Origin of the sequence: Rubripirellula obstinata (assembly GCF_001642955.1) — a bacterium.
Classification (GTDB): domain Bacteria; phylum Planctomycetota; class Planctomycetia; order Pirellulales; family Pirellulaceae; genus Rubripirellula; species Rubripirellula obstinata.
Genome location: NZ_LWSK01000011.1, coordinates 52206 through 77870 on the forward strand (window position 1 = coordinate 52206; position 25665 = coordinate 77870).

A 25665-nucleotide genomic window follows, 5' to 3' on the forward strand; every position below is an offset into this window, starting at 1 on the left:
AGCACCATCGCTTCGCCGCCTAGATCGCCAAGTCTCTATGGTGTGTGGGGAGCAAGCGGCACAACAGCAGCACGGGAAGTCGCGGCTTGGTAAAGGCTGCTCCGATAGGTCACCCCTTTCTGCATTCTGTTGCGACCTTTAGCGTGATGCTCCGCAGATAGCCGGTGCAATCGTTCGTAGCACACTGAAGTTCAGCTCATTAGGATTTGGCAAACGGAATGACGACGACGGAAATCAAGGTCAAGGGAGCCCGCGAACATAATCTGCGCGACGTCAGTTTAACGCTGCCACGAGGCCAGCTCATCTGTTTTTCGGGTGTCTCTGGATCGGGGAAATCTTCGCTCGCATTCGACACGCTCTATGCGGAAGGCCAACGTCGTTACGTCGAAAGCCTGTCGAATTACGCGCGGCAGTTCATGGGCCAGATGCCCAAGCCGGACGTTGATTTGGTTTCAGGGCTGTCGCCATCGATTTCAATCTCGCAAAAATCCAGCGGCAACAACCCGCGATCGACCGTCGGCACGATCACCGAGATCTATGACTTCCTGCGGGTGCTTTACGCGCGAGTTGGAACAGGCCACTGCCCAAAATGCGAATGCGAAATTACGGCTCAGTCCTTTGACGCCATCGCGACACGCATCAATGATCTGCCAGCCGAAGCGACCGTGTGGGTTCTTGCGCCGCTGGTGCGTGGTCAAAAAGGTGAGTTCCGTGACCTGTTCGAGGATCTCCGCAAGCAAGGATTTTCGCGAGCCCGAGTCGATGGCGAAACCTACGTTTTATCTGACCCGCCAACACTGGATCGTAGTCGCAGGCACGACGTCGAAGTCGTTGTTGATCGAATCGAACCTGACCAACGAGATCGCGGCCGCGTCACCGAAGCGGTTCAAACGGCGCTGAAGCTTGGCGACACAACGTTGATGGTTTCTTTGTCAGAGGCGAACGATCCCAAGGCTGGTCCGGTCAAGCAAGACATTCTGTTTTCGTCCAAGTATTCCTGCGGATCATGCGGCCAGAGTTTTAAGCCACCAACGCCTCAACTGTTCAGCTTTAATTCGCCACAAGGAATGTGCGAAGCCTGCGACGGTCTTGGTCGGTTGTACACTTTCGTCCCTGAACTACTGATTCCCGATGAGAGTCTGTCGGTTCGCAAGGGCGCGATCAGCTTGCTGGGGTCATGGTCCGAAATGGGCCGTTATCGACGCCATATCTACCAAGGTGTGGCCGAGGCGATGGACGCCTACTTTGAATTCGACAAAGGCACGATGCTGGAAGGCAGTTGGAGTGACCTTTCGGACGAAGCCAAGCATGTTTGGTTGTGGGGCACCAACGAATCGATGCAGTTCACTTGGCGTAGCGGCGCAAAGACCAAAAAGTACTCCGGTGACTTCGATGGTTTTATTCCCGAGTTGCTGGAGAAGTACAAAACGACGAAGAACAAGATGCAGCTTCGTCAATTAGAAAAGAATATGTCAACGATCGGTTGCCCCGATTGTGATGGTGCTCGTTTGAATGCCCAGGCTAGTGCGGTGCGGATTAAGTCGGGCGGATTGGCCGCGTCCGACCCTTCCGCCGCTCCGCAGGGTGATCTTGTAGCACTCAGCCTGCCCGACCTCTGCGAATTGTCTGTCGATCAGCTTGCCGCATTCTTCACTGACGTTCGGCTCGGCAAAACAGAGCAACGGATCGCTGGTGAAGCGTTAAAGGAAATTCGTGCTCGGATCGGGTTTCTGTTGGGCGTTGGACTGGAATACCTGACACTTGGTCGGACCGCACCGACATTGTCGGGTGGTGAATCCCAGCGGATTCGGTTGGCCGGTCAAATCGGCAGCGGCTTGGTTGGCGTTCTGTACATCCTGGACGAACCATCGATCGGATTGCACCCGCGTGATAACGACCGGCTGATTGAAACGTTGCAACGGCTTCGCGATGCGGGCAACACGTTGATCGTGGTCGAACACGATGAAGACACGATGCGGGCCAGCGATTTGATCGTTGACTTTGGGCCTGGGCCGGGCGTGAAGGGTGGCAAGATCGTCGCGATGGGCGATGTTGAAAAGGTGATGAAGTCGGCCAAGAGCGTGACCGGCAATTTCCTGTCCGGCAAACGATCGATCGAAGCCGCCAAAGAACTACGTCCGATCAACGAAGAAACTCAAATCACGATCCGCGGGGCTCGGTTCCACAACCTAAAGAACGTGGACGTCTCGATCCCGCTGGGAACGGTGTGCTGCGTCACCGGCGTTTCAGGCAGTGGCAAGAGTTCGCTGATCGGCGGCATCTTGGAACCAGCACTTCGCAATGCACTCAACGGTGCCGAGCAAGAAATCGGTGACCACGACGAAATTACCGGCTTGGAACATTTGGACAAAACCATCGCGATCGATCAATCGCCGATCGGACGCACGCCGCGAAGTAACCCGGCGACCTACGTCAAAGTCTTTGACGAAATTCGAAACCTTTTCGCCAAGCTGACCGAAGCCAAAACACGCGGCTACACGGCGTCACGGTTCAGCTTTAACGTGGACGGCGGTCGCTGCGCGGCGTGCGACGGAAACGGCGCGACGAAGTTGGAAATGGATTTCCTGGCCGACATTTGGGTCAAGTGCCCGGTTTGCCAAGGCAAGCGATACAACTTGGAAACGCTGTCGGTCAAGTTCAAAGGCCAATCGATTGCCGACGTCTTGGAAATGGATATCTCGGAAGCATTAAAGCTGTTCGAGAACATTCCAAAGGTCGCCGATAAGCTGCAAACCTTGGTCGATGTTGGGCTGGAATATCTGAAACTTGGTCAGCCATCGCCGACTTTGTCAGGCGGTGAGGCGCAGCGAATCAAGCTGTCGCGTGAACTGTCCAAACGGGAAACCGGCAAGACGCTTTACGTGCTGGACGAACCCACCACGGGATTGCACTTTGCCGACATCGAATTGTTGTTGAACGTGATTCACCGGTTGGCCGATCATGGAAACACGATTGTGATTGTCGAGCACAATTCCGATGTGATCAAAACCGCCGACTGGATCATTGACCTTGGCCCCGAAGGCGGTGCAGGTGGCGGAACGGTGATCAAGGCTGGCCGCCCGACCCAAATTGCGAACGAACCGAATTCCTACACCGGCGCGGCGCTGGCGAAGGTGCTTGGGATCAAACGGAAGAGCGGCATTGGGACGGAATCGAAGGAAAAGCCCAAGCACGAAATGGCGGTTGCGTCGGAGCGTTCGCGAACTCACATCGTGGTTGAAGCAGCTTGTGAACACAACTTGAAGTCCGTCGATGTCGAAGTCCCACGCGATGCGATGACGGTATTTTGCGGTCCATCGGGCAGTGGTAAAAGCTCGCTGGCGATGGACACTATCTATGCCGAAGGCCAACGCCGTTACGTTGAATCGCTTTCGTCCTACGCTCGGCAATTTATCGGACAGGTTCAAAAGCCACACGTCGAACGGATCGAGGGGCTGTCACCAGCGGTTGCACTGGAGCAGAAGAATCTCGGTCACAGCCCGCGCAGTACCGTCGGCACGGTGACGGAGGTTTATGACTACCTGCGGATCTTGATGGCTCGGCTGGGCACGATGCATTGTCCCGATTGTCAGATTCCCGTGGGAACTCAGACGCCCGATCAAATTGTTGACAAGGTGATGCGGCACGATGCGGGAACCAAGGCGTTGTTGTTGGCACCGATCGACGTCCAAGCGGGTGAGGGTGCCAAGGATACCTGGGCATCGCTGCGTAGTTTGGGTTACCAACGTGTTCGCATCGATGGAAAAACGACGACGCTGGACACCGCACCGGCGCTGGATCCACGTCAAAAACAAACCGTTCAAGTGGTCGTTGACCGGATTTCCATCGCGGCCGAAGAACGATCTCGGATTAGCGATAGTGTCGAACAGGCCTTGTCGCTGGGGATCGGTGTACTGGAATTGGCGATCGCTGACGAGGACCGCGACGAAGAACGCTGGGGCAGCGAAACGCATTCGCAGCACTTGGTGTGCGGTGATTGCGGACGATCGTTCCCCGAATTGACGCCTCACCACTTTTCGTTCAACTCGGCGATCGGTTGGTGTTCGTCCTGCGAAGGTCTGGGGTCACAGACTGGCACCAATCCGGCGGCATTGGTTGGCCCGCAAACGCAATCGCTTGCCGAAGGTGTGGCGTTGTTGTGGCCAAGCGTTGATCAATCCGTATCGACGTGGATGTTGGCGGCTCTGTCGCGTCACGCTGGTATTCGCACTGATGTGCCGTTCACGGATCTGACGGTTTCTGAAAAGCGTGTTTTGTACCGTGGTACGGGCAATGCGTGGATTGAAGTTCAGGAACGTGACACGAAAGAAAAATCGGTCAGCAAGAAAACGGTCTTTCGTTATCAGTTCAAAGGTTTCTATCCGGCGTTGGAAGAAGCGTCGCGATTGACACCGGGGCTGCGAGGTAAGCTGGAACAATTCACCGACGAGATTGATTGCGCGGCCTGCGATGGATCACGGCTTCGTGAAGAATCTTCGGCGACCCGGTTTCGCGGACGCACGATCGCCGACTTGGTTCACATGCCGCTGGACCGATTGGCGGATGAAGTGAAGTCGTGGAAGATGGACACACGCGAAAAGAAGATCGCGGGCGAATTGATTCGTGAAGTTCAATCACGAGTCGGGTTTTTGCTGGATGTTGGCTTGGATTACTTGACGCTGCATCGCGGTGCGGCGACTTTGTCGGGCGGCGAGGCGCAGCGAATTCGATTGGCTGGCCAACTTGGCAGCGGTTTGTGTGGCGTGCTTTATGTGCTGGATGAGCCGACGATCGGATTGCACCCGCGCGACAACTTGCGATTGCTGGGGGCGCTGCATCGGCTTCGCGATCAGGGCAACACGCTGCTGGTTGTGGAACACGATCACGATGTGATTCAGGGCAGCGATTATCTGTGTGATTTTGGCCCGCGTGCCGGTCGTCATGGCGGTCGTGTGGTGGCACGTGGTGCGCCGGACGATGTTCAGCCAGCCGAAACGTCGGTGACTCGCGGTTACATCGATGGTACCAAGTCGATTCCGGTTCCGACGTCGCGGCGTCCGGTGATGTCGGACACTGGGCAACCGCTGGTGGAAATGCTGAAGATCATTGGTGCTCGCGAGAACAATCTGCAGAACGTTGACCTGGATCTTCCGCTTGGCGTGATGACCGCGATCACTGGTCCCAGCGGTAGCGGCAAGAGTTCATTGATCGACGGTATCTTGTATCCCGTTTTGGCTAGGCGATTGCACCGTGCCAAGGGACGTCCCGGCAGGCACGACAAAATCGAAGGCGTTCGGCACATCGACAAAGTGATCCGTGTCGATCAATCGCCGCTTGGGAATTCGCCCAGCAGTAATCCAGCGACCTACACCGGCGCGTTCGATCACATTCGCAACTTGTTTGCCGAACTACCCGAAGCAGCGGAGCGAAGGTTTTCGGCGCGGACGTTCAGCTTTAACGTGGCCGGTGGTCGTTGCGAAACCTGCGAGGGCAACGGAACGCTGAAAATCGAAATGCACTTCCTGCCGGACGTGTACGTTCCTTGCGAGGAATGTAATTCACGCCGTTACAATGACGAAGTTTTGCAGGTGAAACTGCATGGAAAGTCGATCGCGGATGTGTTGGACATGCCCTGCGGCGAAGCGGCTGAATTGTTTTCGTCTTACCCAAAGATTCATCGCATCGTGCAAACGTTGTGCGACGTTGGTTTGGATTACGTGACGCTTGGTCAATCCGCACCAACGCTGTCGGGCGGTGAAGCACAGCGGGTGAAGTTGGCCGCTGAACTTGCACGACCGGTGACGGGCAGCACGTTGTACTTGCTGGACGAACCGACAACGGGACTGCACTTTGACGACATCGAAAAGCTGATGAATGTGACTCAGCGGTTGGTGGACCTTGGCAACACAGTCGTGTTGATCGAGCACAATCTGGACGTGATTAAGTGTTGCGATTGGATTGTTGACATGGGCCCGGGGGCCGGTGTTCATGGTGGGCAAGTTGTCTTCACGGGCACGACCGAGCAGTTGGCGGCTACGGCCAAGGTGACCAAGTCGGCCAAAAAGCGTCATGCACCGGTGGACGGAATCAGCCTGACGGCGTCGTACTTGAAAGAAGCGATCGATAACTCGGTGCTGGTTCCCGGTAGCGAAAGTCGCCAAGACTTTCGGCCTGAGCCTGAACCTGAACCGCCGAAAATCTTGGCGACTTCCGCTACGAAGCAGGAGGACGAAACGCCTGTTGTGACCGATCCTTGGCAGGTGCTGGGACGTCGGTGGCATTCGTTGGGCAAGGGGTTCCCCACCGGGCAGGAACCCGAGTGGCCGCTGGAGATCGCTGACCAGACCATGCAGCTAATCGAATCAGTGGCGGGCGACGATTCGTTAAGCTTCGATTCGCCCGGAAAGGTAACCGTTAAACTCAATGGGTCACGCTACGCATGGGCGACGATTGAAACTAAAATGCCAGAGTCGCTGAAAGTAACCTTGGCTGGTCCTGCCGAAGCGATTGACGAGGATGGTTTGCCCAGCCTGCGAATCGATCGACCCGAGTCCAGGGGAAAGCAGACAAAGATCACGCTGAACCTAACCGAGGCCAAGCATGTCCGAAGTCGTAAACTAAAATCGTTCCTGCAAAACCACCTAGCCGCGTCGGTAGAATGATCGTAAACGCTGGGTTTTATTGGTTTGGCAAAACGATGTGGGGGCAGAAAACGATATCTGAAAATCGAACCTGTAATGGTTTTGCCCCTCCATCGTTTTTGCCCAACTTACAAATCTAACTTCAATGACCACCGAATCTCTGAACCTATTAGAAACGATCATGAACGACGGCGATTTAGCCCGTCGTTTGGAGGCCAATGGTTCTGAGAACACCAACACGGTTTCGATTGACACTCCGACTGCGTCGATCTCCCAGGGTGAAGCACTCGGCAACAATATCGTTCCGCGTCGCAACGTGGCATCGATGTCTCTGTCGCGACGGGCATCCGATGACCCTGATTATCGATTGGTCGGCGAATTGGGCAGCGGCGGGACGGCGGTGGTTTACCAGGCGCACCAGCGAGCCGTCGATCGCGAAGTCGCGGTCAAAATGCTTCGCAGCGAGTTAGCGGATAGCTATGTTTCGCGTGAGCGGTTTTTGACCGAAGCGCGGGTCATTGGCGGATTGGATCACCCCAACGTGATCGCGTTGCATGAAGTCTATGTCGATGACGACGCCAATCTGTACTACTCGATGAAGCGGATCGACGGGACGAGTTGGGATAAGCAGATTGCCGACATGACGCCTCAGCAGAACGTCGAAACACTGCTGCGAGTCGCCGACGGAATTCGCTACGCGCATTCACGTGGATTGATTCACCGCGACATCAAACCCGAAAATGTGATGTTGGGACGATTCGGGGAAGTGTTGCTGGCGGACTGGGGGCTGGCGATCAATCGGCAAGACGACAACGACGAAGCCGACCTGTATCAATCCATCGGCGGGACGCCCGCGTACATGCCGCCCGAATTGGCAACCGGATTCCACAGCGACATTGTTCTGCAAAGCGATGTCTACTTGTTGGGTGCGACGCTGTTCCAGATTTTGACTGGCTTTCCGCCGCACGATGGAAAGACGTTGATCGAGTGCATTTCCAACGCGTCGAAAAATGTGATCCGCGAAACTAACGTCGAAAGCGAGTTGATGGACGTTGCGATGAAGGCGATGGAAACCAATCCAGAGGACCGATACGCGACCGTCGATGAGTTTATTGCAGCGATCAAACGGCACCGCCAACACGAAGAAAGCGTTCGTTTGACCAAGCGAGCCATCAGGCGGATTGAAGAATCCGATGGTAGCGAGCCTTATCGCGATTACAGCACTGCCGAAACGCTATTGAGTGAAGCGATTGAGCTTTGGAGTGGCAATCGTCGTGCGATTGAAATCAAAAAGAAGTTTCAAATGCAGTTGGCAAAGCTTGCTTCGCAACGAGGCGATTTAGACTTGGCTGCAACGATCTATGAGTCGATTGACGAATCTGAATCCGATGATGCGAAGCGACTGCGAAAGCAAATCAACCAGCGTGAAGTTGGCGAGCGAAAAGTGTCGCGGTATTCGGCGCTGTTCATCAAGTCGCCCGATCCGGGATTGTTGCTACAGCGGGAATCCGGAAAAGTGGTCGAGCTGAACGAAGCTTTTTCGAGGCTGTTTGGTTTTCAGCGAAGCGAAGTTGTCGGGAAAGCGATCGATGAAATCAATTTGTGGGTCTGCCCGAATCGTCGCGAAGACTTGGTCAAGGCGATGGAGAACCACGGCGAGGTCGATGAGTTTGAAGCCGTGCTTCAGCATCGTGATGGGCGTCGCGTGGATGTGTTAATCAACAGTCGCTCGGTCAAGGTCGAAGAAGAGGAGATGGTGGTATCGACGATCCGCGATATCTCGCTTCGCAAAAAAGCCGAGCAGGAACTTAACGAGAGCCGTCAGCGTTTGCGTGACATGCAGCGATTAGCCGGGTTGGCAACCTGGTCGTATGACGTGGTAACGGATCGCGTGTCATGGAGCCGCGAAACGTTTGACCTGACCGGTCGAAACCACGAAGAAGGATCGCCGACCAGCAAAGAGTACTTCGAGATGGTTCATCCCGACGACCAAGAACGCCTACAACGCGCCGTTCGCAGCGCCATTGAATCGGGGATTGCTTACGAAATATCAATCTTGCAAAAAGTTGCCGGCGGCGAATACCGCGACGTCATCGTCCGCGGCCAACCGATCTTTGATGATCAGGGTAGGACGGTCGAAGTCTACGGTGTCGTGTTGCCGAAGTAGGCAAAGTAGGCCGTAGCGAGTGAAGCGAGTTACGGCAAAGATGAAGCGCAACGTGCGACCTGCTCGTAGCTGATCCCGCCAGGGTTCAGTCAAGCTTAGGACCGTCGGAATAATAAGTGGCGTAGCGAAACTCGCCAAGAGTTTCGGCAACTCGACAAACCGAAAGTCTTGGCGACTTTCGCTACCAATTGTCTCGATGGTGCTTGAACGGATCTAGGACTGAACCCTGGCGGGATCAGCTACGTTTTAAGACAGCCTACGGTACAACCGTGGTGGGAATCGACTCGACGTATCCATCGGGATTATTCTCGCTTCGCACCATCACTTCAAACGGGAAGGTTTGCGGTTGGTTGCTGCTAAGCACGACGTTGTATTCGACCGCTTCGCCCGGTGCTAAGTTTGGCACGTAGGGCAGCAGGACTTTGCCGTTCTTGATTTCGTACAGTCCCAGTTCTGGGTTGGTCGTTGGCACTAGGTTTTCCAGCTTGACGCCATCGGCCAGCGGGAACTGAATGTCGATTTGGCTGTCGGGCGTGTTGGTGTCGTTGACCACGCGAATGGTGTATCGAATCGGATCGTTGACTCGTACTGGATTCGACAAACCGATGATCGATGTCTGCATGCGACCGCTACGCTGCGGGCCTAGCGGTGCAGGCGGCGGCAATTCATCAGGAGCACCTTGCAGTGGCTGCGGCGCGGCACCGCCGGGGATGCGTGGTGCAGGTGATGCAGGTGGCAAATCGGGTTGACGCGGCGGTGCAGGTGGTGGTGTTCCGTCCAAGATGTTGATCGATAGATCCGCGTTGGCGGTGGAGCCTTCTTCGCTTTGGGCACGGACACGAACAGCCGCACGCGGGTTGATGTTGATCGCTCGGAACTTGCCGGCCAGCGGGACCGACGAACCGGCTTTGATTTCTGGCACGGTCCAACTGATGATGTTTTGTCCCAGACGCGTTTGATCGGCACCTTCGGTGGCAAAGATCGGTTGCAGTTGAGGATCGAAAACCATTTCAACTTTTACGTTCTTTGCATCGCCGCGGCCTTCGTTAAAGATCTGTGCCGTTGCGGTGACTTCCTGACCAGTCGCCATGCGATCGATCGCATCGATGCGGGCGGACAGGACGGGTGTTTCAGGAATTGGGTTGATCGCGGTGACGCAGGATTCGGCGACGGCACGCTGGCCGCCATCGGTGGTCGTTTCGACGTTGATGCATCGGCGACCGCTGGACGTCGGTGTGTAGATGACTTTCTTTTCCCAAGTTTCGCCGGGTTGCAATGCACCACCCTTGATGTCTTCGACGCGTACGTCACCCGATTCGTGAATCATGGCACCATCGCCGTTGACGACCAGCTTGGCATTGGTCAGCGGACGGTCGGATGTGTTTTTAACATCGATGATGAACGTGACCGGTTGGCCGGCTTCGACGCGAGTTTCAAGCGGACGGACGGCCAGCGACAATGATGGGCGGAAGATATCGACGCGAACGGTGTCTTCGCTGATCAGGCCGTCACCACGTGCGACATAGTTCAGGTCCACGGGCGATTGGGCGACCACGTCCATGAACAGTTCAAGTTCGGTTTGCGGTGGGATCGTTCCGATTTCCCAAGAAACACTGTTGGGTAAAATCTGTGCAAAGCTATCGGCGCGAACGGCACTGGTGCCCGGTGGCAACGGAACGTCCACGCGAACATTGGTCGCTGGTTGGTTGCCTGGATTGGATACGACCGCAGCGACCGTGAAGGGAACGTTGAACGATGCGACTTCGGGAGCACCGGCGCGAATGGCCAACTTGGGTGATGACCAAGTGATGTACGTTTGGCCTTCGCCGAGTGTTAGCTTCGGCACGTTGTCCAGTTTTCCACCAGGGCGGATGACTTGCATGTTCACCAGTGCGGTTCCGCTGGTGCCGGGCGTCGGAACAAGCTGAGCCGCCGCGTCGCCAGATGCGTTGACAGGAACTTCGACCAGCGATGAACCGTTGGTTCCCGCAAAGGTTGCCAATTCAGGGTTCATGATTTCGTATCGCACGATCCAGCCTTCGGCGGGCAATCCACCTTCGCTGCGAGTGACATGCGTGTTCAGGTCGGCAGGTTGTCCGGCTGGCAAAATCTGATTCGATGGAAAGACCCACTTGGCATCGACCCAGTAGATCGTTGTGGTCGCTTTGCGTTGGTCCCAGCACTCGCTTTCCGGTGCCAGAACGGTGACGTGACTGACGCCTTCGCTGGGGCTGCTAATCGTGAGCCAGGTTTGGCCTTTTTCTAATTTGACATCGTCGCGCGGGTCAGTGTTGCCGCGAGTGATCAGCGTTTGCTTGGTGCTGGTGATGCCAATCGCATAGGACGGATCACGTTTTTCAGGGCGGGTGCTGGATCCGACCAGGCGGCCGATCACGCCGGGATCGTCATCGCCGACTTGGATGAAGTTGCCGACGCTATCGGGCGCGAGCATCCATTCTAATTTTTCGTTCATCTGCAAATAGCCGTCGGTTCCGCAGACACCGGACAGCAGCACGACTTCGCCGCCAACGGGCGCGACAACTTTCTGAGGCGACAGCAGGATGCAACCGCGTTTGCCGCGATCGGGCAGATTGCCAAGGCAGTTTCCGACACAAGTGTTGCCGGGGCAACCGCAACCGGCGTCAATTTCGTCGCCAAGTAAAACGGCGCGAGGTCCGGTCAGGCAACTGCCGTTGCAGGCGGCGCTGGGGACGCAGGGTTCGTTGGATGCACCCAGGGCAGTTGATGCCGATGGAACGGCGCAAGGTGGTGGATCGACTGGTTCGGGGAAGGCGGGCGTGGGCCACGCGAAATCTGGTTTGCGAAAGCAGTTGCCAAAATTGCTGAGGCACGATCCGTTGCCAAGACAGCCGAGGCAACCACAGCCTTCACCACCGGAACCGGGCAACGCCAGGCCGGTGGTGGTGGGCAATGGTGAAAACAGGCAAGATCCGGTTGGATCAATTGCCGGTAATCGTAATCTCGTACAGCCCGATGAAACCGCCACCAATAACGCGATCGCAGTAACAGCCACGCACAACATTAATTGCGGAAGCGGTGCGGTCGTTGATCGGTGGGTTGTTGTTTTCATCGTTCCGTCGATTAAAACGCGATCGCGAAGCCAGGCTTGCGGTCAGCGGTTGTTGGGGGAATGGGGTTCCGTAGCGGAACTCGCCAAGATTTTCGGCGTCTTCCCATGTGGGATCACCGAAAGTCTTGGCGACTTCCGCTACAAGTGGTCCGAACAGATTTTGACCACTGAACGCTAGCACGCGAAACTTTGCCGTGTGGCGAAAATACAACGACTCGGGTGACTCTTTGCATCATTTTGGTTCGGAAGATGCGGTTTATCACAGTCGTTCAAGTTGTCGGAATTTGGCAGCCGCGCTATGATGCTGTTGTACGAACACTCGATGCCGTAACTCGCTTCACTCGCTACGGCCGTACGTTCACTACGTTTACTTTCCACTCTTGAGAACAACCGATGCGATTCCTAATGGCCCTGCTGTTTTTGCTCTTCACAGGCATTGCCAATCGCTTGCTTGCCCAGACCGACGTTGCCACGCCACCGGCGGCATCGGAAAAGGTCGCCGATGCAAAGCCCGAAGCGGATGTTTCCGATTCAGCTCTTTATATGCGGATCAAAAAAACGGATCAGGACAAGCCTGAGGCGTTGCAGACCGCGATTGTGCGTTACGAAGGTCAGCCGGGAACCAAGCACGACGGTGCGATCGTTGATTTGGTCGGCGTCGTTCACATTGGACAAGGCGAGTACTACAAGGATCTGAATGAGCGGTTGTCGAAGTACGACAGCGTGCTGTACGAATTGGTCGCGCCCGATGGAACTCGCATTCGCCCAGAGGACTTAAAGAAACGCCGTTCGATGTTGGCGTCGATGCAAACTGGCATGAAGGACATGCTGAATTTGGAATACCAACTGGAACTGGTGGACTACATGGCCGAGAATTTCCGGCACGCCGACATGAGTCCCGATGAGTTTGTCGAAGACTTGAAGCGGCGCGGTGACAGCGTCGTCAAGATGGTCGCTCGCATGATGGGTGCTGGCTTGGCATCGCAGGCGGCCGGTGCGGGCGACGGAGGAATGTTGTTGGCGTTCTTTAGCGAGAACCGTTCCAAGATGATGAAGCAAACAATGGCCAAGCAGTTAATTGACATCGATTTAGTGACCGCAGGAATGAACGATGCCAACGGCGACAACACGATCATCAAAGGCCGCAACGTCAAAGCGTTTTCAGTTTTGTCCGAAGAGCTAGCCGCCGGCAAAGAAGAAGTCGCAGTCTTCTACGGGGCTGGGCACTTGCCGGATATGGCCGAGCGATTGGAAGCCGACTTTGGGATGAAAGCGACCGGTACGACGTGGTTGACCGCCTGGGATTTGACGCGGAATTAAGGAACGCTGTGAACGGCACATTTCCCTGATCGCCAGCATGTAGGCCGTAGCGAGCCATAGCGAGTTACGGCAATTTGCGCAACGCCGTAACTCGCCGTAACTCGCCGTAACTCGCTATGGCTCGCTACGGCCTACTTTCAAGGGTCGCTAGACCACTGGCTCGCCCATTGGCGGCGATCAGGAGTCGCACGTTCCTTACCGGCGGAAATCGGTTCTTGGGCGGGCCATTCGCAGGTCTAGCGTGGCGGTTTTGTCGGCTTGAAGCAGCGTTTGAACCTTCATTTCGGCGGTCGCTTCGCCGGGGGCTTCCAGGCCGGGTGGATTGCCCCATGCAAAACGGCGGCCGTCGGTGGTTTCGATTTCTAGTTGTGGGACGTCGTTGAAACGCGAGTCGCCGACGACTTGGATTGATCGGATTTCTGCCTGCTCGCGAAACGGTTTTAGGATTTCGGCTAGGGCTGCTGCGGCTTCGACACGTCGATCACCGAACTTTGTCCCTGGTCGATTGTTGGAATCGACGCCCGGTATTTCAATGTGAATGAAGTCGCGTGTTTCGCTGCGTGCAAATTCTTCACTGGGCAACAAAACGCCTTCGCCATCGATGGGAAGGTAGTACTTTTCGCTGGACGCGTACTGAGGTTTGTAGACTCGCGTCATCGCGACCGGCAATCGATAGTCCAATCGAACATCAACCACGCCGCCGGGAAGCTTGCGAACCGACAAGACGTCGCGAACCCACGGATGCATCGAAAATGCGGCTGCGATTTTTGACGTCGCCGATCGATCCATCAATGACAAACCACTCATGGCCGTGTCGTTGTAAACCGAATTGATCACGTCGCTGCGGACGTACATCGGTGGCTCGGTGACCTGGATGGCTTCGGCGCGGACGCCGCCAAGTCCGGCGGCAACATGCTGGGCACCCCAACGATGCCACGCCAAGTAGCCGCCGAGAATTAGGATCGCTGGCCAGAGGATTGAAAGCGCAGCGGGAGCCTTAATGAGCCGCCGAATCAAGTCTCGGATCGGTCGATTGGATTCCGGCAGTTCGTTGCGCATTGCCACTGGGTGAGTCTTCCTTGATCTCGCAAATCTGATCTCGCAAATCCCAATACGAAGCGGCTGATTAAATCAACAGGTTGGTTAGCCGGGAATTCCGCATGGATGCCGAAATCCCTCGCTTACGCTTCGGGTTGGGATGAAGGTTGTTTCAACCTTGGATTACCAGATTTGCAGGTTCAACTGCAAGTCGATCCCGGTTTGCAATAGAACCTGTTCGCGGACCCGCTCGATCAATTTCAGGCACTGATCGCTGGTCGCTCCTGGATGTGCCACCATATAACTGGGGCGATTGGCGTCCAAAGAAACCTCGCCTTCGCGGCTGCCCGATAAGCCCACCGATGCAATCAATTCACGAACCGGCATTGAATCTGGATCGATAAACGGCATCGCGATCCGACGTTCTTCGTCCGGGCGAGTCGAATTGCGGCTGATCCAAAGCTTTTGCATGCGTTTGGTCAGCTCGGCCGCGTCGCGAGGTTCAAGCGAAAACGTGACGCTGTAGACAATCAGACCGGTCAGCGACGATTTGCGGTGCGAGAAACCGACTTCCTCGGCCCCCAGAACTCGCAGACTACCGTCCTTCTCCAACACGGTCACTTTGTGGACCACGCTGCCGATGTCTCGACCGCCCGCGGACACGTTGCCAACGACGGCACCGCCGATCGTTCCGGGGATCCCGATAAGATGTTCAAGACCGCCCAGTCCTGCACCTACGGATTCGATCACGGCGGTGGAGAGTTTTGTTCCCGCCAAAGCAGTCATGGTGCTGCCATCGACGGTCGGTTCCTGACCGGGCAGCGATGCCAGTGAAATCACCAAGCCGTCGACACCGGATTCGCGGACCAGGACATTGGACCCGCTGCCGAGAACTCGGACGGGCAACCCGGCATCGTTGGCGGCTGAAACCACCTGTTTCAGCTCGTCCACGGTGCTGGGTTGTGAAAAGTAATGAGCCGGTCCACCGATCCCGAGCCACAGAAGTGGCCCGAGAGGTTCATCGGTGCGAATCAGAGCAGCGATTTCGGCAGAGAGTTCGTCGGGAAAGGTCATGATCGGCTAGGTAAGTGTTGATTGCAGGTCCAATACAACGCAAAGATAGCCGATTGCAGTCCCACGGCGAAGCCTGTTAATTCAGGTCCAAAGACGAAACGGCTAGGTTCCGAGAGCTCGTTTGATCAACGATCGCACGGGCTGTTTGGGCTGGAAACCCATTAGCCGCCGACGTTTCCAGCTTCCATGGTCTTTGGTAAAGACGATAATCTGGGGCAGCATCTTTTCGCCCTCCGTCAGTTGCTTCACCAATTCAGGCTCTTCGTCGCGATTGATCACAGCCAAGCTGACCGAATCAAGTTCGCCGGTTTGAGCCATTTGCTTGATCGTTGTTTCTTTTAAGACGTTGCAGGCTGGGCACCACGGGGCACCCACGACCACCATCAACGGTTTTTCTTGATCTACCGACTGCTGATAGGCGTCCGCGTAGTCTTGTTGGAGTTGCTGTTCACTAGTGACGCCCGAAAGCACGAACGCGAGTAACAACGAAACCATAGAAAGCTCCCTCTTTGTAAAGAAAAGTAACCACCGGAGATCTTTGGAAATCTGCTCCTACTGATCCAATTCATTCCGTCAGTCACCGCACGCACGAGGGCTGCCTCGCTTCAGTGCATCGACCCAGCCGCAATGTCAGACTCGCTAGCGAGATTCATTCATCACAGCAGAAAATTGGTCAGCTTGGTCGTCTTGCGGGGACGCAATCAACTTTCCCCGCCGGGTTGGTTCACCTTCAAGACATCAAAGCGAAACCGTTCTTGGCTTCGCCACCACTGTCCTGGAACGCTGCGGAACAGGAAAGGCTCTCCGGGTGACTCAAAGGAGTCTCGTCGCAGTTGGTCCCACGCAAATTGGCGAACCAGTAACGATCACACAAACCTTTCCGCTCACACCGTCGTTGTGAACTTGGGCGGAGTATAGGAAGGGTCGATGAGGCCGCAAGGACCTAGCCCAGAAAACATGGAAATTGCTATTGACGTGCCCCCCGATAAAATGAACCAACCCCCCGGCTAATTCCTGAGTTGTTTTCTTAAACTATTGATCAGCAATGAGTTAGTGCGTGCCAAAACGGCATGGAAAATTGTCGCTTCTTTGCTGGACCCTGGAAGAAATTTTTACTTCCTGTGTCCTGACGAGCGTTTTTTCGTCACACTGATGACGCTGAAACCGCTCACGAGATACCCAACATGAAATTACGACTCGGAATCATCGGACATGGCGATGTCTGGAAAACTCGACATGCACCGTCGCTGCGTGTGCTGCATGACCGATTCGATGTCCGAGCCGTTTTTAGCACCGTGGCAAAGCTGGCCGAAAATATGGCTGGCGAATTCCAAGCCGACGCGATCGAGGGCTATCGATCATTGGTGACTCGATGCGATATCGATGCAGTGATTGTGTTGCAGCGAACTTGGTTGGGGTGGCTGCCGATGTTGGCGGCGTGCGAAGCTGGCAAGGCGGTGTATTGGGCTGGCGATTTGGATCTGGATATTCATCGAGACCAACAGATGCGGAAGTCGATCGAGGAGTCCGGCGTTTCGTTCATGGTCGAATTCCCGAGGCGATTCGCACCGGCGACGCTGCGTCTGAAAGAGTTGATCGCGACACGCTTGGGCAAACCCAAGATGATTTTCTGTCACCGCCGAATGTTTGAACACGAAGCGGCTTGCCAAAGTCCGCACGTTGATCCGGTGCGACGCGAATTGATCGAACTGACCGATTGGTGTCACTACGTGGTCGGACGTCCCGCCGACGGTGTGACTTCGATCCAGCATCAAACCGCATGTCGAGATGATCGCGAAAAAACGACGACGGACTACCGTTGTTTAAGCTTGGCGTTTAACGCCACCGATGATTCGCCGGCGGTCACGGCGCAACTGAGTTGCGGCAGTTACATTCCCGACACATGGAAAGAAGCGATCGGTTTTCGTTCGCCAGCGGGAATGCACATTTGTTGTGAAAACGGAATCGCGTTTGTTGATCTGCCCAGCGGATTGGTTTGGTTCGACGAAGCGGGCCGCAACATGGAAACACTCGATACCGAAATGCCAGTCGGCCAACAATTGCTTTCGCACTTTCACCGCAGCGTGACCAGCTTGCTGCGAAATTCCAGCGACCTCGACGACGCCTTCGCCGCCGCAAAAATCCTAGCTGCCGCCGATGAAAGCGAAGCGAATCGCCAGTGGGTGACGTTGTAGTTGTCGTAGGCCGGAACAAGCGCAGCGCAGTTCCGGCAATCCTATGACCTACCATGCAATTGCCGGAACTGCGCTGCGCTTGTTCCGGCCTACGATTGATCCTGCATCACTTCGATTGGCGGGGCATTTTTATCAATCAAGCCGATCGACTTTGCCATCTTCGACAGCGTGTTCAACGCCTTGGCACCGACTTCGCCTAAATCCAAAGTCCATTCGTTGACATACAGTTCAACGTGCTGCATCAACACTGCGTCATCGAACTCTTGCGCATACCGGCGCATTGTCGGTAGGACTTGATCGTGATTGTTATGTGCGAACTTCAGCGAATCACGAATGATCTCGTTTACCGTTTGAATCGTTTTGTCGCCAAGACTTCTTCGGGCGACAATGCCGCCCAGCGGTAGCGGGCTTTGCGTTTCCTGTTCCCAACGCTGGCCTAAATCTTCGACCAAAAACAAACCTTCTTGCTGCCAGGTAAACCGGCCTTCATGAATACAAACGCCAAAGTCGGCGGTGCCGGATTGAAGACGCGGCATGATGTCTGAAAACACCGTTTGCTGAAGTTCAGTGGTGTCGGGATAGAACAGCAAAAACAGCAAAGTCGCCGTCGTTTGCTTGCCTGGACACAACGTGATTTGTGCCCGACCACTGGATTGCTGACCACTGGATTGCTGACCACTGGATTGCTGACCACTGGGTTGCTGATCACTGGATTGCTGATCACTGGGTTGCTGGCCATCGCGTGCCGCCAACAACAACGGTCCGACACCGAAGCCCAATGCCGAACCAGTCGGCAAGACGACCGTTTGTTCCGTCAACGAAAGAGCCGCATGGAAACTGGTTTTGCAAACATCGAATTCACCCGCAACCAATCGGTCATTCAGTTCCGCAATGTCCAGCAAGTCGATCGTGAAATCGAGCCCCCGCCAATCGACCTGCCGATTCATCAGCGCCGCGAACGCAAACGTATCGTTGGGGCAAGTTGAGATGCCAAGGTGAATGGGTTGGTTTTTCATGCTTGGTGAAGTTTTAGTTCCGGCAATACGACGGTTGCCGGAACGGCGCGGAGCTTGTTCCGACCTACGAAGGGAACCATTCGTTGCCTAGGATTTCGACCGCCATGGTGGCGGCAGCACCGAGTGCTTTTTCGACTTGCCAGTTCGCTTTATCTCGGTCGCCGACTTCGTTGCTGATGCCACGAATGATCTGCAAAGGAACACCCGCAAGGCTGCAAGCGACCGCAACCGAAAAACCTTCCATGTCCTCCGCTGCAACGCCTGGGAATCGTCGTTGGCGATGGTCGCGTTCTTCGCTGGACGCCGATGCGGAACAAACCGTTAACAATGGTCCAGCACAGGGGACGGCCGGATTGTAGGTGGATACCAGCGGAATTCCGTCGTTGACTTCGGGCATCGCATCGTCGGCGGAGAATTGTTTCCAACCCACATCCGCGGCCGTTTGAAAGTTGGAACCCAACCCAACACCGATTCCGTCGCATTTGACATGGTCAAATCGGCAAGCGGTTCCGACCGGCGTTTGATCGGTGTCAAACGCACCCGCAATCCCCAACAACAACACTCGCGATGGTCGGTAACGCGAGATCAGCGCGCCGCTGCGTGCAGCAGCCACGATCGGCCCAAAACCAACTCGCTGAAACGCGAATGTCGGTTCCGGAAAATGTTCGCGGATCAGGTCCAATTCGCCGGGCGTCGGCACAAGGATCAAGGTGGATTTCATGGCTGCTGCTGTAGACGTATGCTCAGAAATATCGCATCACATCGTTGGCAAACACCACCACCATCAACGCTAACAACGATAACAATCCAGCGACAGTCAAGCGAAATTCCAATGCCTCGTTCGCTCGTTTGCCGGCGATCAATTCGTAGGTCAGAAACACCATGTGTCCGCCATCGAGTGCCGGAATGGGCAGGAAGTTCAGGATCGCCAAGTTCATGCTCAACATCGTCAAGAACATCAACTGACGCGAGATGCCTTTTTCAGCTTCGCCCTTGGCAATGTCAACGATCGCCAGCGGACCGCCAACGTGACGCAGCTTTACTTGGCCGCGTGGCAGCATGCCCAGGAAACGGATCACTTCTTGGAACCGACGCTTGCCTTCTTTCAAGCCAAGTGCCAACGCTTCGCCCGGCGATCCGGCTTGGCGGATCGCTTCGCTTGGTGGGAAATTCAAACCCCGTTCAAACGCGGGCAGATCGTCTTGCATCACCTTCAACGTCGCGGTGACAACTTTGTCGCCACCTCCGGAATCGCCTTCTTTGGAATCTGTCGATCCTCGCATTGCGTGAACTTCAAACTCGGTTCCCACTGGGAAAGCTTGCAAGTCCCGGATCAGCATGTTCATCGAATACAACTTCGACAACTCGCGACCTTCGCGAAGTTCTTCGGTGCCGCGCGGGTCCAAGTATTCGGGCGTGTCTTCTTTGGACATCAACAAACGCACCGACTTGATTCGGTCGCCCGCCTGCAAGCCATCTACGCCTAACGAATTGTTGACGCTGGCGATCACGGCTTCGGGCTTGTACGCCAAGCCGAACACGTTGATCCCGATGTCGTTCATCATTGGATGCGTTGGTGCCAACGGCTGCGGCATTTGGCCTGGCGTGATTTCGATGTCCAGCGATTCGTCATCACGCATCACGGTGAAGACGGCTGGCGAGGTGGCTCCGGCGAAATCGGTTGCTAGTGAATACGCGTCGATGTTTTCGTTGCCATCGACGGCCGTGATCACGTCGCCTGGTTTCATTCCGGCCACGTCGGCGGGGCCGTCGGCGACGAGCGATGAAATGGGACCAATTTTGTGTCGCAGGCCCAGCGATTTCGCCATTTGCGGCGGCAGCGTCACGTTGTGCGATGAACCGTCGCTACGACGCAGCTTCAATTCAATTGGTTTGGCAGGATGCGTGTACATATAATTGTAAAACGCGGTCCCGGGAACAATTTTGTCTTCATCGATCTCGTTCCCGTCAAAGGCAACGATCGTCGCTCCGGCGTCTTCATCAGTTAGCACATCGGCGGCCACCGAATCGGGGATCGCAAAATCGGTTTGAGTCAGCGTGACGGAGTTCGGCATCGCGACGCCAATCCTACGAATGTCTTTGTCAGCCGGATCGGACTGCGGTTTCAGGTTGAAGTCGCGGATACCATCGTCGTATCGGATCGAGATGGGAATCGATTCGCCGCCTTTCATTCCCAACGTCAGGATCTCGCCCAGCATTTCGCGGAACGGCATTTTGTCGTCTTGGAAATCGCCGATCGAAACGACTTGGCCGCCGGGTTCGATTCCGGCTTGCCAAGCTGGCCCGCCGGGCGTGACGCCGCCGACGACGGCTGGTTTGTAGGCGACACCAAATCCGAATGCCATCGCGGCAAACATGATGCCGGTGATCACGTTCACGACGACGCCGGCACTGATGATGATCATTCGCTGCCAAACCGGTTTGGCGGGAAAGCTTCGCGGATCCAGTTGCGGTTCCTCGTAAGCTTCGCCGGTTTCTTCAGCCAATTGAATCTTCTTGTTTTCTTCTTCCAGCTTTCGTGGATCGTCGTCTTGGCCAAGCATCTTGACGTAGCCGCCAAGCGGGATGACTCCGATGCCATATTCGGTTTCGCCGTACGTGAACTTGCCCAACGTTCGCGGGAACTTGATCGGACCGATCGAAATCGGCACATCAAAACCCACGTAGAACTTTTCGCATTTGACGCCGAACGATTTGGCGGCGACGAAGTGTCCCAGTTCGTGGACAAAAATCACCAAGCCAATGCCCAACGCCACCTTGGCCCACAAAAAGATATTGCCGATCAGCCCGGATAAAAATCCAGCGTCATCGGTGGCTGCAAGGAGTTGGAAAAGTTCAATCATGGTAGTTTTGGTAAAAAGTTGGTGTGAATGCTTTCGCCGGCCAGCAATGACAAGTGACTAATGACAAATAACTATTGAAAAATCATTGATCACAAATCGAGTCCCTGATGAACTGGAAATTTGTCAATCGTTGTTTGTCATCAGTCAATTGCCATCGATTGATTTCATTGGCTAAACCGGCGATCGACTTCGACCCGTGCCCAGCGATCCAGTTCCAGCATGCGGCTGAGCGATGGGTTTTCTTCGTGAGTGTGGTTTTCGAGCACGTCGCGGCATCCGGCTGCGATGTCAGTAAACCGAATTTTGCCGTCCAGGAACAGACCGACCGCTCGTTCGTTGGCCGCGTTGAGTACCGCACCGGCGGTCCCGCCTGCTTTGGCAACCTCAAATCCTAGGCTCAATGCCGGAAATCGACCATGATCGGCCGGTTCCAGCGTCAAGTCGTAGGACTGTTTACGGCACAGCGGCGGCGATTGAGACGGCAAACGGCGGGGGTACGTCAGTGCAAATTGGATCGGCAATCGCATATCGGGCGGACTCATCTGAGCGATCACGCTGCCGTCGTCGAATTCGACCATCGAGTGGATGATCGATTGTGGGTGAACAAACACTTCGATCGCGTCGGCTGGCAAATCGAATAACCAACGTGCTTCGATGATTTCGAGAGCCTTATTCATCATCGTTGCCGAATCAATGCTGATCTTCCTGCCCATTTCCCAAGTTGGATGGGCCAGGGCGTCTGCGGGGCTTGCGTCGGCGATTCGATCCGACGACCACTCGCGAAATGGCCCACCCGATGCGGTCAGAATCAGCTTGCGAGGTTTGGGAGCGTGGTTGGCGGGTGCATCAGAATCGCCAGAGGTTCCGTCGGCCCGCGTGTCGGCCCGCGTGCTGGCCCAATTGCCCAAACATTGGAAGATCGCGGAGTGTTCACTATCGACTGGCAACAATTCACTGCCGCTTTTGGCCATCATTTGCCGAACCAGCGGGCCTGCGACGACCATGGTTTCCTTGTTCGCCAAACCGACGCGTTTTCCTGCATCGATCGCCGCCAACGTGCTTTCCAAACCGGCTCGGCCAACGATTGCGGCGACAACGGTATCGACCTCGGGTGACATCGCAACATCGACCAACGCATTCGTCCCCACGCCAACGTCGTATTTGCTGGCTAAGGCGTCGGTGCCGTCGAACGATTTGGCCGCTTCGGGCGATGACAGGATCAATCGCTGGGGTGGTGAGTCCATTTGGGCGGCAATTTTCGTCAACTCGGGCAGATTTTGGTGCCCCGACGCGGCCCACATTCGCCAATTACCGTCCGGATCGGTTTTCGCCAGATGCTGCAGCACATCGGCGGTCGCAGTTCCAATGCTGCCGGTCGCGCCCAGGACGGCGACATGGTTCCGATTGAGAGTCAAAATTTGGCTTCCGCAGTAAAGTGTTGCAGTAAGAGGTCACAAGAGTTGTCGCGAAGTTGACCGAATCATCGTCGATCGTGGTCAACGCCGCGACCCTACGGCGATTTGGAAGGCAATTTGGAAGTTGAGGATTAGTGCGACCGCCAGACCCCGAGGTGATTGCAAATTGCAAGATGAACATTGCAAATTGAAAATTACAACAGACCGTCTTTCACCGACAATTTGCAATTTGCAGTGTCTAACTTGCAATTTGCAATCCTTGCGACCGTCGGTCGGCGTTCATGAAACAAATCGGGCATCACGTCGTCACGACCGTCCTGTTCCGCAAAATTAGTTCAGGACGCTTGGCGTTTGCCATCGACTTTGCGGTGGTTGCCATACCATTGCCCCACTCTAAAAATACCCAACCAGAATGATGCCAACCGAAGCGACGCAACCTTTCGGCAATTCCTTTTCCCCTGACATGATCGCAAATGGCTGACAAACCGCAACGAAACAACAATGAAACTCGATCCGGTGGCAACGTGTGGCTGGTGCTGCTGTTGGTCGTCGGCGGCGTCATGGCGAGTGCGTTTCTGTTCGGCAGCAGCAGTCGGCGAATCCGATATCCCGAATTGATTGCGTTGTTGGAAAAAACAGCCGAAGCAAAACCGGCCAACCAACAAGACGACCAACAAGACGACCAACAAGACGGCCAAGCCGAACAAGCGGATTCCAACCCCGGCGAAGCATCCATCCCGACCATCATCGTTCCATCGACCAAAGCATCCGGCGTTGACGTCGCCTACCGAGCCCTGGACGACATCTCGGTTTCGCAAGACGCGATCGTCGGCACCGTGCTTTATCAGACGATCAAGCTGAATGACAAAGCGGAAAATTCAAACAGTAATAATGAAAGTGTCCAACCCAACAGCGACGCTGGTTCTGCGACCGAAAACGCGAACGTCGTAAGGTCCGAATGGAAACTAGCCGACTTTGAATCCGTTCGTGATCCGGCAAACGAATCCGAGCATCAGCGGTTGGTCGAAGTCCTCAACGCGTCCGGCGTCACCTGGGACAACTCTCGTCCGAGCCGCTTGATGGAACATTGGCCCGAACTGCTGATGATCGCGATCCTGATCATGTTGGGCATCTTCATGCTGCGTCGGATCGGCGGCATGGGATCGCCGATGCAGTTTTCTCGCAGCCGAGGCAAACTGCAGAGCCAAGACGACCTGGCGATCACGTTTGATGAAGCCGCCGGGATCGACGAAGCCGTCGAAGAAGTCCACGAGATCGTTGACTTCCTAAAGAACAGCGAAAAGTATCAATCACTTGGCGGACGCATTCCCAAGGGAGTGCTATTGGTTGGACCGCCCGGAACTGGCAAGACCTTGTTGGCTCGCGCGATTGCGGGTGAAGCCGGCGTGCCGTTTTTCAGTTTGTCCGGCAGCGACTTTGTCGAAATGTATGTCGGCGTCGGGGCTGCACGGGTGCGAGATATGTTCCAGCAAGCCGTCAGCCGCGCGCCCTGCATTATCTTCATTGACGAACTGGACGCGCTTGGCAAATCTCGCAGCGGATCTACGATGGGCGGGCATGACGAACGCGAACAAACGCTCAACGCATTGCTGGTCGAAATGGACGGCTTCGATTCCAACAGCGGCGTGATCGTGATCGCCGCCACCAACCGTCCTGAAACGCTGGACCCCGCATTGATGCGTCCCGGCCGTTTTGACCGGCACGTATTGGTCGATCGTCCCGACATTTCTGGCCGCGAAGAAATCCTGAAGGTCCATGTCAAGAACGTCAAGCTGGACGAAAACGTCAACCTAAAAGAGATCGCGTCGATCACGCCCGGTTTCGTCGGTGCCGACCTGGCAAACCTGATTAACGAAGCCGCATTGCTTGCCGCTCGTGGCGAAAAGAAGGCCGTCGGCAATGACGAATTCAACGAAGCGGTCGAACGCGTGACCGCGGGTTTGGAAAAGAAAAGTCGAGTGATGAATCCGGACGAGAAAATCCGCGTCGCCTATCACGAAGCCGGCCATGCACTGGTCGCTGCGGCGCTTCCCAACACCGACCCGGTTCACAAGGTCAGCATCATTCCGCGTGGATTGGCCGCGCTGGGTTACACGATGCAGCGTCCCGCCGAAGAACGCTTTTTGATGACCAAGAGCGAACTGGAAAGCAACATGAAAGTCTTGCTGGCCGGAACGTTGACCGAAGAAATGACGTTCCAGGACATCAGCACCGGTGCGCAGAACGACTTGGAACGCTGCACTGAAATCGCACGCAGCATGGTGATGGATTACGGCATGAGCCGGTTGGGGCGAATCAATTTCCGTCGCAGTAATCGTTCGGCGTTTTTGGCCAGCGGCGGTGGGGAAGCGTACCAACCGATGCACAGTGAGGAGATGGCGAAGATGATCGACAAAGAGGTCGGTCGAATCGTCGAAGACGCGCTGATGCAGACTCGCGAGATTCTGGAACAACGCCGCGGTGTTTTGGAAGCCGTCACGCAGCGGTTGCTGGAAGTCGAATCGATCGACAATGATGAATTGATGAGCCTGATCGACGAACATTCCACCGGCCCATGGTTGGTCCCCGGAACGGTCAACGAAAAGCCAAAAGCAAAATTGGTTCCTGAAGGTGAGGAATCAAATTTGCAAGCGGCAAAGGGAAAGTGAGACGCTGCGTGAGGGTTTGAAGTTAGTCGGCAAATAGTCGCCTTTTGCTCCGCAAAAGTTGCGATAACCGACGCTTCTTTCGCGGAGCGAAAGGCGACTATCAAAAAATCACAGCCCCGGAGAGGCTAGCTGCGACTCGCAAATCGATCAACCTGAACCCAATCACGCTGGCTTG

At 55.4% G+C, this 25665-nt stretch carries 14 protein-coding genes; 5 read left to right on the forward strand and 9 right to left on the reverse strand.

Going from position 1 to position 25665, the window contains the following annotated elements; genetic code table 11:
- Nucleotides 1-218: 218 nt before the first annotated feature.
- Nucleotides 219-6662 carry an excinuclease ABC subunit UvrA gene (gene uvrA / locus RC85_RS05660; RefSeq protein ID WP_068259670.1) on the forward strand — a complete coding sequence of 2148 codons (6444 nt, stop codon included), beginning with the start codon at nt 219-221 and terminating at the stop codon, nt 6660-6662.
- A 124-nt stretch (nt 6663-6786) separates the two neighbouring features.
- Nucleotides 6787-8808, forward strand: coding sequence for a protein kinase domain-containing protein (locus RC85_RS05665; protein WP_084422372.1), 2022 nt, complete (start codon nt 6787-6789; stop codon nt 8806-8808).
- Between the two features lie 256 nt (nt 8809-9064).
- Here the strand turns inward: RC85_RS05665 and RC85_RS05670 are convergent, their stop codons facing one another.
- A complete protein-coding gene (locus RC85_RS05670; protein ID WP_149753020.1) occupies nt 9065-11740 on the reverse strand; it encodes a COG1361 family protein in 2676 nt (891 codons plus the stop codon).
- A gap of 28 nt (nt 11741-11768) precedes the next feature.
- Nucleotides 11769-12110, reverse strand: coding sequence for a hypothetical protein (locus tag RC85_RS27410; RefSeq protein WP_149753021.1), 342 nt, complete (start codon nt 12108-12110; stop codon nt 11769-11771).
- Nucleotides 12111-12292: 182 nt separating this feature from the next.
- On the opposite strand from RC85_RS27410, the gene RC85_RS05675 reads away from it, so the two are divergent.
- Entirely contained in the window at nt 12293-13219 is a 927-nt protein-coding gene (locus tag RC85_RS05675) for a hypothetical protein (RefSeq protein ID WP_068259675.1), read from the forward strand.
- 195 nt (nt 13220-13414) lie between these two features.
- Here the strand turns inward: RC85_RS05675 and RC85_RS05680 are convergent, their stop codons facing one another.
- The 3 genes from RC85_RS05680 to RC85_RS05690 all read right to left on the reverse strand — a co-directional run bounded on the left by RC85_RS05680 (nt 13415) and on the right by RC85_RS05690 (nt 15826).
- The gene (locus tag RC85_RS05680) at nt 13415-14278 is read right to left on the reverse strand and encodes a cell division protein FtsQ/DivIB (protein WP_235033521.1); all 864 of its coding nucleotides are present in this window, start codon (nt 14276-14278) and stop codon (nt 13415-13417) included.
- Nucleotides 14279-14440: 162 nt separating this feature from the next.
- On the reverse strand, nt 14441-15331 hold the full coding sequence (locus RC85_RS05685; RefSeq protein ID WP_068259679.1) for a UDP-N-acetylmuramate dehydrogenase: 891 nt from the start codon (nt 15329-15331) through the stop codon (nt 14441-14443).
- A gap of 102 nt (nt 15332-15433) precedes the next feature.
- A complete protein-coding gene (locus RC85_RS05690) occupies nt 15434-15826 on the reverse strand; it encodes a thioredoxin family protein (RefSeq protein WP_068259682.1) in 393 nt (130 codons plus the stop codon).
- Between the two features lie 689 nt (nt 15827-16515).
- Here RC85_RS05690 and RC85_RS05695 point away from each other — a divergent pair.
- Complete coding sequence (locus tag RC85_RS05695; RefSeq protein ID WP_068259684.1) at nt 16516-17526, forward strand: Gfo/Idh/MocA family protein; 1011 nt, start codon at nt 16516-16518, stop codon at nt 17524-17526.
- A gap of 89 nt (nt 17527-17615) precedes the next feature.
- Here RC85_RS05695 and RC85_RS05700 read toward each other — a convergent pair whose 3' ends face one another.
- The 4 genes from RC85_RS05700 to dxr form a co-directional block, all read right to left on the reverse strand.
- On the reverse strand, nt 17616-18542 hold the full coding sequence (locus tag RC85_RS05700; protein WP_068259687.1) for a 1,4-dihydroxy-6-naphtoate synthase: 927 nt from the start codon (nt 18540-18542) through the stop codon (nt 17616-17618).
- A gap of 64 nt (nt 18543-18606) precedes the next feature.
- Entirely contained in the window at nt 18607-19263 is a 657-nt protein-coding gene (gene mqnB, locus RC85_RS05705; RefSeq protein ID WP_068259689.1) for a futalosine hydrolase, read from the reverse strand.
- Between the two features lie 22 nt (nt 19264-19285).
- Entirely contained in the window at nt 19286-21406 is a 2121-nt protein-coding gene (locus tag RC85_RS05710; protein ID WP_068259691.1) for a site-2 protease family protein, read from the reverse strand.
- A gap of 164 nt (nt 21407-21570) precedes the next feature.
- Nucleotides 21571-22821 carry a 1-deoxy-D-xylulose-5-phosphate reductoisomerase gene (dxr, locus tag RC85_RS05715; RefSeq protein WP_068259693.1) on the reverse strand — a complete coding sequence of 417 codons (1251 nt, stop codon included), beginning with the start codon at nt 22819-22821 and terminating at the stop codon, nt 21571-21573.
- 836 nt (nt 22822-23657) lie between these two features.
- Here dxr and ftsH point away from each other — a divergent pair.
- Entirely contained in the window at nt 23658-25490 is a 1833-nt protein-coding gene (ftsH, locus tag RC85_RS05720) for an ATP-dependent zinc metalloprotease FtsH (protein ID WP_420821405.1), read from the forward strand.
- Nucleotides 25491-25665 lie beyond the last annotated feature (175 nt).

Bases quoted from the DNA above. Each gene is read 5' to 3' on its own strand.
- uvrA (WP_068259670.1), top strand. From the start codon at position 219: ATGACGACGACGGAAATCAAGGTCAAGGGAGCCCGCGAACATAATCTG.
- RC85_RS05665 (WP_084422372.1), top strand. From the start codon at position 6,787: ATGACCACCGAATCTCTGAACCTATTAGAAACGATCATGAACGACGGC.
- RC85_RS05675 (WP_068259675.1), top strand. From the start codon at position 12,293: ATGCGATTCCTAATGGCCCTGCTGTTTTTGCTCTTCACAGGCATTGCC.
- RC85_RS05680 (WP_235033521.1), bottom strand. From the start codon at position 14,278: ATGCGCAACGAACTGCCGGAATCCAATCGACCGATCCGAGACTTGATT.
- RC85_RS05685 (WP_068259679.1), bottom strand. From the start codon at position 15,331: ATGACCTTTCCCGACGAACTCTCTGCCGAAATCGCTGCTCTGATTCGC.
- RC85_RS05690 (WP_068259682.1), bottom strand. From the start codon at position 15,826: ATGGTTTCGTTGTTACTCGCGTTCGTGCTTTCGGGCGTCACTAGTGAA.
- RC85_RS05695 (WP_068259684.1), top strand. From the start codon at position 16,516: ATGAAATTACGACTCGGAATCATCGGACATGGCGATGTCTGGAAAACT.
- RC85_RS05700 (WP_068259687.1), bottom strand. From the start codon at position 18,542: ATGAAAAACCAACCCATTCACCTTGGCATCTCAACTTGCCCCAACGAT.
- mqnB (WP_068259689.1), bottom strand. From the start codon at position 19,263: ATGAAATCCACCTTGATCCTTGTGCCGACGCCCGGCGAATTGGACCTG.
- RC85_RS05710 (WP_068259691.1), bottom strand. From the start codon at position 21,406: ATGATTGAACTTTTCCAACTCCTTGCAGCCACCGATGACGCTGGATTT.